Annotated in this window: 6 protein-coding genes; 3 read left to right on the plus strand and 3 right to left on the minus strand. The window is 72.9% G+C overall.

The window, feature by feature from the left end; translation table 11 throughout:
- Positions 1-159 precede the first annotated feature (159 nt).
- The 3 genes from AC507J_RS18175 to AC507J_RS18185 all read left to right on the plus strand — a co-directional run bounded on the left by AC507J_RS18175 (position 160) and on the right by AC507J_RS18185 (position 8,689).
- A complete protein-coding gene (locus AC507J_RS18175) occupies positions 160-7,743 on the plus strand; it encodes a SpvB/TcaC N-terminal domain-containing protein (RefSeq protein WP_496290352.1) in 7,584 nt (2,527 codons plus the stop codon).
- A gap of 21 nt (positions 7,744-7,764) precedes the next feature.
- Positions 7,765-8,235 (plus strand): Imm26 family immunity protein, encoded by a 471-nt coding sequence (locus tag AC507J_RS18180; RefSeq protein WP_496290353.1) that lies wholly within the window; start codon positions 7,765-7,767, stop codon positions 8,233-8,235.
- Between the two features lie 94 nt (positions 8,236-8,329).
- Positions 8,330-8,689, plus strand: a complete 360-nt coding sequence (locus AC507J_RS18185) for a YciI family protein (protein ID WP_496290354.1) — start codon at positions 8,330-8,332, stop codon at positions 8,687-8,689.
- Positions 8,690-8,712: 23 nt separating this feature from the next.
- On the opposite strand, the gene AC507J_RS18190 is transcribed toward AC507J_RS18185, so the two are convergent.
- The 3 genes from AC507J_RS18190 to AC507J_RS18200 form a co-directional block, all read right to left on the minus strand.
- The gene (locus AC507J_RS18190; protein ID WP_496290355.1) at positions 8,713-9,921 is read right to left on the minus strand and encodes an RNA polymerase sigma factor; all 1,209 of its coding nucleotides are present in this window, start codon (positions 9,919-9,921) and stop codon (positions 8,713-8,715) included.
- Positions 9,922-10,003: 82 nt separating this feature from the next.
- Positions 10,004-10,753 (minus strand): thioesterase II family protein, encoded by a 750-nt coding sequence (locus AC507J_RS18195; RefSeq protein ID WP_496290356.1) that lies wholly within the window; start codon positions 10,751-10,753, stop codon positions 10,004-10,006.
- A gap of 55 nt (positions 10,754-10,808) precedes the next feature.
- Entirely contained in the window at positions 10,809-11,744 is a 936-nt protein-coding gene (locus tag AC507J_RS18200; RefSeq protein ID WP_496290357.1) for a TauD/TfdA family dioxygenase, read from the minus strand.
- Positions 11,745-11,895 lie beyond the last annotated feature (151 nt).

An 11,895-nucleotide genomic window follows, 5' to 3' on the forward strand; every position in this document is an offset into this window, starting at 1 on the left:
GTGACCTGATGGTGCCGGGCGGCCCTGCCGTGCGATGCGTTCGGTCGGGTAGCCGACGGCCTCGGCCCGAGGTCCGGTAGCTGACAGAGGCATGTGTGCACGTCGGACGGACGACGACGATGACGCGAGACAGCCCGCCCCCACCCCAGGCAGGGTCAGATGGCAGAGCGGCCGGACGAGCAGTTCCCCACCCGAGAGAGCGCCGGTGCGGTGCCCCCGCCGGCCGCCGATCCACGCCAGCCCCGGACATCCGCGGTGGTGGCACCGACGGTGTCGCTGCCCACGCCAGGCGGCGCGATCCGCGGGATCGGCGAGACCCTGTCGGTCAAACCGGTCACCGGGACCGCCGCGATGTCGATCCCGCTGGCCACCACGCCCGGCCGGGACGGTTTCGGGCCGGAGCTGGCGCTCGGCTACGACTCCGGCGCCGGCAACGGTCCGTTCGGGTTCGGCTGGTCGCTGCCCACCCCGGCGGTCACCCGGCGGACGGAGCAGGGGCTGCCCCGCTACGACGACGCGGCCGAGTCCGACGTGTTCCTGCTGCCCGAGGCCGGGGAGCTGGTTCCGGTGCCGGCCGGGTCGGCCGGCGCGCCGGCCGGGTTCCGGGTGGACCGATACCGGCCCCGGGTCGAGGGGCTGCACGCCCGGGTGGAGCGCTGGACCGACCTGGCCGACGGGAGCACCTGGTGGCGGGTGACCGGCCGGGACAACGTCACCGTGGAGTACGGCACCGACGACGAGAGCCGGATCCGGGATCCGCAACACCCGACGCGGGTGTTCAGCTGGCTGCTGCGCCGCCGCTTCGACGACCGTGGCAACGTCGTCGAGTACCGGTACGTGGCCGAGGACGACACCGGGGTCGACCTCGCCCGGGCCCACGAGCGGCAGCGCGACACGCCGACCCGCGCCACCAACCGCTACCTGAAACGGATCCGGTACGGCAACCAGGTGTCCCGGCTGGTCGACCCGGCGCCGCCGGACCCGGGCTGGCTGTTCGAGGTGGTGCTCGACTACGGCGACCATCACCCGCAGGCGCCGCAACCGCAGCCGGACCGGCCCTGGCCGGTCCGCGACGACCCCTTCTCGACCTACCGGGCCGGGTTCGAGGTGCGCAGCTACCGGCTGTGCCGGCGGGTGCTGATGTTCCACCACTTCCCGCACGAGCCGCAGGTCGGCGACGACTGCCTGGTCCGCGCCACCGAGCTGGGGTACGCCCCGTCGACCCCGGTCGGCGCGTTCCTCAGCACGGTCACCCAGCACAGCTACCGGCGCACCGAGGCGGGTTACCGGCGCCGGTCGATACCGCCGCTGGAGCTGCGCTACCAGGAGGCGAGCTTCGCCGACGAGGTACGCGAGGTCGACCCGGACAGTCTGGCCGGTGCCCCGGCCGGGCTCGCCGGTGCCGGTCACCAGTGGGTCGATCTGGACGGGGAGGGCATCGCCGGCCTGCTCGCCGAGGCCGCGGCCGGCTGGTTCTACAAGCCGAACCTGGGCCAGGGCCGGCTGGGCGGGGCACAGCCGGTGCCGCACCTGCCGGCCCCGGTCCCGGCCGGTGCCGGGGTGACCGCGCCCGCCTCCCCCGCCGATCCGGCCGGTGCGCCGGGGCGGCGGGCCGGGCCGCCGGCCCAGCTGGTGGACCTGGCCGGCGACGGCGACCTGGACCTGGTGACGTTCGCCGGTGCGGTGCCCGGTTTCTACGAACGCGATCCGGCCGGCGGGTGGCGCCCGTTCACCGCGTTCGAGTCGCTGCCGCAGGTCGACTGGGCCGACCCGAACCTACGGACGGTGGACCTGGACGGGGACGGGTACGCCGACCTGCTGCTCACCGAGGACGCGGCGCTTACCTGGTATCCGTCGCGCGGCGAGCGCGGGTTCGGCCCGGGGCGACGGGTCAGCCTGCCGCTGGACGAGGAGCGCGGGCCCCGGCTCGTGCTGGCCGCCGCGACCGAGGCGGTGCACCTGGCCGACCTCTCCGGTGACGGCCTGCCGGATCTGGTGCGGGTACGCAACGGCGAGGTCTGCTACTGGCCGAACCTCGGGCACGGCCGGTTCGGCGCGAAGGTGACCATGGACGACGCGCCCTGGTTCGACCGGGCCGAGACGTTCCGGCCGGAGGCGGTGCTCCTCGCCGACGTGGACGGGTCCGGGGTCGCCGACCTGATCTATCCGGGGCCGGACGGGGTGCGGGTCTGGCTCAACCGCAGCGGCAACGGCTGGGCCGCCGGCCGGCGGCTACCGACCGCCGTACCGGCCGACGGCAGCAGCACGCTTTCCGCAATCGACCTGCTGGGCAACGGCACCACCTGTCTGGTCTGGTCCTCGCCACGCGCCGAGGACGCCCGGCGGTCCCTGCGCTATCTGGACCTGATGGATGGGCGCAAGCCGCACCTGCTGGTGAGCGCGGTCAACAACCTCGGCGCGGAGACCCACCTCACGTACGCCGCGTCGACCGAGTTCTACCTCGCCGACCGGGCGGCCGGACGGCCCTGGCACACCCGGCTGCCGTTCCCGGTGCAGGTGGTCCGCCAGGTGCAGACAGTCGACCGGATCAGCCGCAACCGGTTCGTCACCCGGTACGCGTACCACAATGGTTTCTATGACGGGGCCGAGCGGGAGTTCCGCGGCTTCGGCATGGTCGAGCAGTGGGACACCGAGGAGGTGGGCGCCCTCGGTGGCCCGCCCGGGGTGCCGGCCGCCGCGCCGAGCCTGACCCGCAGCTGGTACCACACGGGCGCCTACCTGGACGAGGCCGACGGGCTGTCCCGCCGCTACGCCGAGGAGTACTGGCACGAGCCGGGGCACACCGAAGCCGAGCAGGCCGCGCTGCTGCTGCCGGACACCCTCTGGCCGCAGGTGATCCGTCATTCGGACGGTTCGGTCACCCCGCACCGGCCGACCGCCGAGGAGTTGCGCGACGCCTGCCGGGCGTTGCACGGGTCGCTGCTGCGGCAGGAGGTGTACGGGCTGGACGGCTCGGCGCGGGAGCCGCTGCCGTACCAGGTGTCGGAGCAGAACTTCAGCGTCGAGCTGTTGCAGCCGCAGGGCTCGGCGCGCCACCCGGTCTGCCTGGTGCTGCCCCGGGAGTCGGTCGTCTACCACTACGAACGGACCACCGATCCCCGGGTAGACCATGAGCTGGTGCTGGACACCGACGGGTTCGGCAACGTGCTGCGCAGCGTCGCGATCGGCTACCCCCGCCGGCAGCCGCCGACCGAACCGGACCCGCCGGCCTGGGCGGACGAGCCGGAGCTGCCGGCCTGGGCGGACGAGGCGGTGCGGACCGAGCAGGGACGCGGCCACGCGGTGCTGACCGTGCACCGGTACACCAATCCGGTGGACTCTCCGGACGGCTACCGGCTGCCGCTGCGCTGCGAGTCGTCGTCGTACCAGTTGCTCCAGGCGGTGCCGGCGGGCCCACCCAGCCGGACGACGCTTGTGCGGTTGGCGGCGCTGCGGGCGGCGGTGGAGATCGCCGGCGACGGGGCGCACGAGCTGGCGCCGGACGACACCGCAGGTGCCGGCGTGGTCGACGGGCAGCCGTACCGGCGGCTGCTGGACCGGGAGCGGACGCTGTTCCGCCGCGACGACCTGACCGGGCCGCTGCCGCTGGGGACCCTGGAGAGCCGCGCGCTCCCCCACCTCGACCTGCGGCTCTGCTTCACCACCGAGCTGCTGGCGCGCTGGTACCGCCGCGACGGCGCGACGCTGCTGCCCGACCCGGCCACCGTGCTTGAGACCGAGGGCGGCTACCTGGATGCAGACGGCGGCTGGTGGCGGCCGTCCACCCTGGTCAACTACTCGGCCGATCCGGCCGACGACGACGCGGCCGAGCTGGCCCGGGCGCGGGCGCACTTCTTCCGCCCGGTCCGTTTCACCGACCCGTTCGGCAACGCCACCGTGGTCGAGTACGACCGGTACGACCTGGTGCTGGTGAGCAGCCGGGACGCGGTCGGCAACCTGACCCGGGCCGAGAACGACTACCGGACCGGCCAGCCGTGGCGGGTCACCGACGCCAACGGCAACCGGTCCGCGGTGGCCTTCGACACCCTCGGCATGGTCACCGCCACCGCCGTGGCGGGTAAGGCAGGCGAGCCGGTCGGCGACGCGCTGAGCGGCTTCGACACCGACCTGGACGACGCCGCGCTGGCCGGCTACCTGGCCGACCCGACCGCCGACCCGGGGCCGTTGCTCGGCCGCGCCGGCAGCCGCACCATCGTCGACGTCTTCGGCTACCACCGCACCCGGGAGAAGTCGCAGCCGCAGCCGTCGACCGTGATCACGCTGATGCGGCAGACGCACGCCGCCGACCTGCCCGACGGCGAGGTCGGCACGGTGCTGCACGAGCTGACCTACCTGGACGGTTTCGGCCGGCAGGTCCAGCGGAAGAACCTGGTCGAGCCGGGACCGGTCACCGACGGTGGGCCGGCCCTGCCCGTCCGCTGGGTGGGCAGCGGCTGGACCGTCTACAACAACAAGGGCAGGCCGGTACGGCAGTACGAGCCCTTCTTCAGCGCCACCGGAGCGTTCGAGTTCGCAAGCGAGGTGGGAGTCAGCCCGGTACTCGGCTACGACCCGCTGGACCGGGTGGTGGCGACCCTGCACCCGGACGGCAGCTACCAGAAGGTGGTCTTCGACCCGTGGCGGCAGCAGGAGTGGGACCGCAACGACACAGTCCTGCTCGATCCGCGTACCGACCCGGAGGTGGCTGCGGTGGCCGGCGGCTACCTGGCCGCACTGCCCGGGGACTGGCAGAGCTGGCACGGCCGCCGGGCCGGCGGTGCCGGGGGCGCCGACGAGCAGGTGGCGGCCGTGCGCACCGCCGAGCACGCCGGCACCCCGAACCGCAGCTACCTGGATCCGCTCGGGCGCACGTTCCTCACCGCCGCGCACCACCGCCGGGTGGACCCGGACGGCACCGTCGACGAGTTGCACCCGTCCCGGGTGGTGCTGGACTCAGGCGGCGCGGAGATCGCCGCGATCGACGCGCGCGGTCACACCCTGGCCCGCTGCGACTACGACCTGACCGGCAGCCGGATCACCCAGTCGACGATGGACAGCGGGCGTCGCTGGTTGCTGCTCGACTGTCTGGAGAACCCGATCCGGTCCTGGGACGACCAGGGGCGCACCATCTTCACCCGCTACGACCCGGTGCGCCGGCCGGTCAGCTCCGCTGTCCAGGGCCCGGGGCCGGGCGGTGCGGTGGTCTTCGAACGGACCGAGTACGGCGAGGGGGTGCCCGGCGACACCGCCGCCAACCTGCGCGGCGCGGTGCACCGGCAGTTTGACGCGGCCGGGGTGGCCGTCACCGAACGCTACGACTTCAAGGGCAACGTGCTCGCCGCCACCCGCCGGTTTCCCGCGGCGCACCGGGCCGCACCGGACTGGTCCGGCCCGGTCGCGCTGGACCCGGAGGTGCACGCCACAAGCACCGTTTTCGACGCGCTGAACCGCCCCACCGAGCTGACCACCCCGGACGGCTCCGTCGTCACCCCCGGGTACAACGTGGCGAACCTGCTCGAGTCGATGGCGGTGCGGGAGCCCGGTGCGGCGCCGGTCACCGGCGTGGTCACCGAGGTCGACTACAACGCCAAGGGGCAGCGGCTTCGGGTGGTGTACGGCAACGACGTGGTCAGCACGTTCTCCTACGACCCGCTGACCTTCCGGCTGGCCCGCTGCCGCAGCGTCCGTGCCGGCACCGCGCTCACGGACCTGCGCTACACCTACGACCCGGTGGGCAACATCGTCCGGATCACCGACGCCGCCCAACAGTCGGTGTTCTTCCGAAACCGGCTGGTGAGCGCGGACGTGGACTACCGATACGACTCGCGGTACCGGCTGATCGAGGCGACCGGCCGGGAGCACCTGGGCCAGGGGGTGGCGGTGCCGCCGGGGGCCAGCGACGCGATCCGCAGCCGGCTGCCGCATCCGCACGACGGCGACGCCATGGCCCGGTATCGGGAACGCTACTCCTACGACCCGGTCGGCAACCTGACCCGGATCGCCCATCGCACCGAGGACCCGGCGACCCCGGGCTGGACCCGGGACTATCCGTACCAGGCGGCGAGCCTGCTGGACCCGGCCGAGCGCGGCAACCGGCTCACCGACCCCGGATTCGGCTACGACCCGCACGGCAACCCGACCACAATGCCGGAGCTGGCGCTGCTGCGCTGGGATGCACAGGACCGGCTGATCGCCACCGCCCGGCAACAGGTCGGCACCGGCAGCCCGGAGACCACCTGCTACGCGTACGACGCCACGGGTCGGCGGATGCGCTCGGTGACCGAACGGGCCGCCCCGGAACCGGACGGCGAGGCGTCGGTCAAGGTCGAGCGGCGCTACCTGGGCGGGCTGGAGCTGTTCCGGGAACGGGCACCGGACGGGACGGTCACCACCGAACGCCAGACCGTGCACGTCAGCACCGACCAGGGCCGGGTGGCGCTGATCGAGCGCACCACCATAGGCGGGCAGCCGGGCACCCTGATCCGGTTCCAGCTCGGCGACCAGCTCTCCTCGTCCCGCCTGGAGCTGGATCCGGACGGGCAGGTCATCACCCACGAGGACTACTACCCGTACGGGGGGACGGCGTACCAGGCGGTGCGCAGCCAGACCGAGGCGCCGAAGCGGTACCGGTTCGCAGGCAAGTGCCGGGACGAGGAGACCGGGCTGTACTACAGCGAGGCCCGCTACTACGCGCCGTGGCTGGCCCGGTGGTTGAGCCCCGACCCGGGCGGCATCCGCGACGGCGGCAACCCCTACCAGTACGCCCGCAGCAATCCGGTGGTGGTGACCGACGAGACCGGGCTGGACGGCGAGCCGGTGGTGAACTCCGGCGATCCCAACGATCCGCGCAACTACGGCGACTTCGAGTCCTTCCGGCGGGGCGCGATGGGGCCGCTGAGCGAGCAGGGGCTGCGCGAGGCGTGGGCGGCTGCGCATCCCGACCAGGCACCGGTGCCGTACAGCTCGGCACCGGCGCCACCGGCCGCACCGCTGGCCTCGGCCGCCGCGCCGGAGCCGGAGAACGAAGCCGACACCCTCGCCATCGACGAGTACGAGGAGTACACCGAGGAGGAGACCGAGACGGTCGAGGAGCCGGTGGTCGTCAGCGAGAGCAGCTGGGCGCTGGCCGGTGCGTTCATGGGCCGGGCCGCGGTGGTCGGCGGTGGCACCGCCATGCTGGACTCGCCGGCGCCCGGCCCGGCCGACGTCGGCGGCGGCCTGATCATCGTCGGTGGGGCGATCATCGCGCTGGGCATCGGCATCTTCGCCTCCTCCCGGACCACCACGACCACCCGCACCACCACCCGGACCACCACCCGCACCCGGACCCGTCGCCGCACCGCCCCGCTGACCTACGTCACCTACACCAAGTTCAACCCGGTGACCGGCGAGACGTACGTGGGCCGGTCGATGGGGTACGGCACCCCGGCGGCGGTCGTGGCCGCCCGGGACCGGTTCCATCACATGACCCTGCTCGGCTTCGGTCCGGCGGTGCTGGACGAGTTCTCGGTCGCCACCCGGCCCTTCGGCAGCCGGCACTCAGACCCGTCGTACCAGGCGATCCGTGGCCGGGAGCAGCAGATGATCGACGCCCTTGGCGGCTCGTGGAGCGACGTCGGGCGGGGCAACAGCCTCTCCGGCAACGCCATCCGTGGGGTGGGCGCGCTCAATCCACGCGGGCGGATCTACCACGCCGCCGCGTCAGCCCTGTTCGGCCAGATCGCCCCCTACACTGGCTTTTAGCCCATCGGGAGGGACAACCCTGTGCCCCAGCAGCGGTTCGAGCCGGGTGCGGTGCTGCGGGTCGACTTCGACCCACCCCGGCACTCGTACGCCCGGATGCTCTCCGACCACCCGTACCTCGCCTTCTACGCGGGCGTGCACGAGCGGCCGGTGACGCCGGAGCAGGTGGTGGCTGAGCCGGTGCTGTTCGTGGTGGCGGTGCACGACCGCGCCTACCAGCACGGCCGCTGGCCACGGGTCGGCGCGGTGCCGCTGGCCGACGCCGGGGTGAGCATCCCGGAGTACTTCATGCAGGACATGTTCAACCCGGACCGGTGCCGGATCATCGACCACCTGGGCAACGTCCGACCGGCCCGGCCGCAGGAGTGCGTCGGGCTGGAGCGGGCCGCGGTCTGGGACGCCGAGCACATCGAGGAGCGGCTGCGCGACCAGCACGCCGGCCGCCCCAACCCGCACCTGGAACACCTGCGCCTCAAGCAGCCGGGCAGCTGACCGCGCCGGGATTTTTTTCCGCGGAACCTGTCGAGGACCGGGGTCCGCCGTTCGTTACCCGGACGACGCAGCACTTCCCACCATGAGGAGCACGATGAAGTACGCGATGCTGATCTTCGGCGACGACCGCCAGTGGAGCACGCTCTCCCCGCCCGAGGAGGAGGAGCTGATGACCCAGGTCTACGGGTGGTTCGAGCGGTGGCAGCCGGCCGGCAAGATCGCCGACGGCTGCGCCGAGTTGCAGCCCCGGGAGACGGCGAGGACCGTCCGGGCCGGCGGAAACGGCCAGCCGGTGATCACCGACGGGCCGTACCTGGAACTGAAGGAGATCATCGGCGGGGTCGTCATGCTGGAGTGCGACGACATCGACGAGGCCGCCCGGATCGCGGCCACCTGGCCGCTCGGCGCCGGGATGAGCGCGGTGGAGGTGCGCCCGGTGATGAGCCGCGAGTAACGGCGGCGCGGGGGGCGCCGGTCTCACCGCCGGCGCCTCAGCTCACCCACCCGACGCGACATCAACTCCCGCTCGGCCGGGTTCGTCGCCAGCTCCAGGGCCCGCTCCGCAGCCGTCAGCGCCTCGGCCGGGCGATCGAGCGTGGCCAGCAGGTCGGCCTGGGCGGCGTGCCACAGGTGGTAACCGGCGAGTCGGTCACCGAGCGCGTCGACCTCCGCCAACGCCGCCGCCGGTCCCACCGCGAAGCGGGTCGCCACGGCCCGGTTCAGCAGCACCACCGGTGACGGGTCCAGCGCGTACAGCCGGTCGTAGAGGGCACGGACGTCGGGCCAGTTGGTGGCCGCGTACGAGGGTGCCAGGGCGTGCAGCGCGGCGATGCCGGCCTGCACCTGGTACGGCCCGGGCCGGCCCTGGCGCACCGCCGCCCGCAGCCGCAGCGCCGCCCGTTGGATCGCCGCCCGGTTCCAGCGCCGCCGGTCCTGCTGGTCGAGCAGTACGATGCGGCCCCACGAGTCGAACCGTGCGTCGGCGCGGGCCTGGTGCAGCTCCAGCAACGCGGCCAGCCCGGCCGCCTCCGGCTCACCGGGCAGCAGCTCGGCGACCTGCCGGGCCAGCTCGACCCCCTCGCGGGCCAGCTCGCGCCGCTGGGCGGAACGGCCGCTGGACAGGTACCCCTCGTTGAACACCAGGTAGAGCACCGCGAGCACGGCCGGTAGCCGGTCGGCGTACTCGTCCGGCTGGGGCACCTCGAAGCGGATGCCGCGCTCCCGCAGCTGGCGCTTGGCCCGGGAGAGCCGCTGCGCCATCGTCGGCAGCGGCACCAGGAACGCGGCGGCGATCTCGGCCGTGCTCAGGCCGCTGGCGGCATGGAGCGTCAGCGCGACCCGGGCCGGCTCGGCGAGGGCTGGATGGCAGCACGCGAAGATCATGGCCAGTCGGTCGTCCATCCCCGGTTCCGGCGGCGGTTCGGCGGCCAGCCGCGCCAGTTTCTCCCGGCCGACGGCGTCGCGGCGCAGCCGGTCCAGCGCCTTGCGCCAACCTGTGGTGACCAGCCAGCCGGTGGGGCTGGCCGGCACGCCCTCCTCCGGCCAGCGCTTGAGCGCCTCGGTCAGCGCGTCCGACAACGCCTCCTCGGCCCGGTCGAAGTCGCCGAGGCGGCGGCTGAGCGCGCCGAGCATGCCGGCCGCCGCCGTCCGCCAGATCCCATCCAGGAGTTCCGCCACGTCGTCCACCGCACCAGAGTGCAGTACGAACGGGCCGGCGGCTGCAGCTTCACCCCGGATGCGCGGCACGGCGGCACCCGCTCCCCCCCGGTCAGCTCAAGCGGGCGGTCAACGCGGCCACCACCTGCTCGTACTCCGGCACCAGATAGAAATGATCCCCGGGGAAGCTCGTCGACTCGAAGCCGCCGATGGTCAACTCGGCCCAGGCCCGCACCGTCTCGGCGGTGCAGGTCGGGTCCTCGGTGCCGAGGAAGGCGGCGATCGGGGCGTGCACCTTCGCCGGCTCGCTCGGCAGGTAGCGGTAGAGCATCCGCAGGTCCGCCCGGAGCGCGGGCATGATCAGCTCGCGCAGCTTCGGTGAGCGCAGCAGCACCGGGTCGACCTCGCCGAGGGCGCCGATCCGGCCGAGCAGGTACTCGTCGTCGGCCAGGTCTGGGTCGAGTTCCACATGCGAGATGTGTGGCGCGCCGTGGCCGGAGACGAAGAGCACGGCAGGCGTGAAGCCGTACCGGGACTCCAGCCGCAGGGTGACCTCGTACGCCACCGAGGCGCCCATGCTGTGGCCGAAGAACGCGAGAGGCCGGTCCAGGTACGGCACGAGCACGTCGCTGATCCGGTCGGCGAGCACGTCCATCTGCTCCACGCACGGCTCCACCAGCCGGTCCTGCCGGCCGGGATAGCAGACCGCCAGCAGATCGGTGGCGTCGGGCATCAGTGGTGCCCACGGCAGGTACACGTTGGCGTTCCCGCCCGCGTGCGGGAAGCAGACCAACCGCAGGTCGGACCGCTCGGCCCGGCGGTAGGTCCGCAGCCACCGGCCGCGTGACTCGGCCCCGTCCATGTCACTTCCTTCCTGGCCGCCACCGGCGCCCGTTCGACCGACTGTGTCGCCGCGGTCAGTCCGACATCGCCACCAGGATCCGGCGGTCCCCGGTGTAGGGACGCCGGCCGTGTGCCACCAGCACGTTGTCGATCAGGAGCAGGTCACCGACCCGCCAGTCCACGTCGATCGCGGCGTCCAGCCCACGGTCGCGGATCTGGAACACGTACTCCTCGGGGATCGGGCTGCCGTCGGCGAAGGTGACCGACTGGGGCAGTTCGTCGGGCGCCATCACCTCGGTCATCACCTTGGCGACCTCGTCGTCCAGACCGGCCGGGTGCCACTGGTCGGTCTGGTTGAACCAGACCTCCACGCCGGTCACCGGGTGCCGGACGGTGGCCGGGCGCAGCTGGCTGACCCGCAGGCCGTCGGCGGTCCACTGCCAGGTCGCCCCGGTCCCGGCGAGGAACGTCTCCACCTCCGCGCGGTCCTCGGTCTCGAAGGTCTGCTGCCAGCTCTTGCCCAGCCCCATGCCGTCGTGCAGATTCTGCTGGTAGCACACGCCGTCGGCGAAGGCGGCGCGTACCTCCGGGTCCAGGGCCTCCAGCCAGAGCCGGGCGTCGACCACCGGGGTGGCGCCGCCGGTCTGCGCGGCGATCTGGCAGTAGAAGAGCAGCCGGGCCGGCCAGTGGGCGGCGTACGACAGCTCGTTGTGCATGGAGATGGTGTACTGCGCCGGGTATTCCGTCGAGGTGTAGACGTTGCGGCCGACCTTGGTACGCGGCGAGTTGCCGTGCACGTAGGCGAGCCGGTTGGGCAGCAGCAGGTCCATCACCTGGTCCAGGGCGCCCGGCTCGACGTGGAAGCCGCGGAACACCAGCGCCCCTTCGGCGGTGAGCAGCTTCGCCAGGTCCAGTTCGCGCAGGTACCCGACCAACCCGTCCACAGTGGCCGCACAGCCGGCATCGGCGGGTGTGATCTCGTACGGCCGCCAGTCGTCCTGCTCGCTCATCAAGTCCTCCTCAAGCTCGCGCCTCCACTGGCAGCACCCTGACGCCCGAACCCATATTTCCTCGATACCCCCACCCACCCCTCCTGTTGACCATGAGGTTGGCGGCAATAGTTGATCTTCAAACTGCCGCTAACCTCATGATCAACCTGGG

The organism is Micromonospora sp. PRAS1 (genome assembly GCF_059553435.1).

Excerpts from the sequence above, each read along its gene's own strand:
- AC507J_RS18175 (WP_496290352.1), top strand. The coding sequence starts at position 160 with ATGGCAGAGCGGCCGGACGAGCAGTTCCCCACCCGAGAGAGCGCCGGT.
- AC507J_RS18185 (WP_496290354.1), top strand. The coding sequence starts at position 8,330 with ATGAAGTACGCGATGCTGATCTTCGGCGACGACCGCCAGTGGAGCACG.
- AC507J_RS18195 (WP_496290356.1), bottom strand. The coding sequence starts at position 10,753 with ATGGACGGGGCCGAGTCACGCGGCCGGTGGCTGCGGACCTACCGCCGG.
- AC507J_RS18200 (WP_496290357.1), bottom strand. The coding sequence starts at position 11,744 with ATGAGCGAGCAGGACGACTGGCGGCCGTACGAGATCACACCCGCCGAT.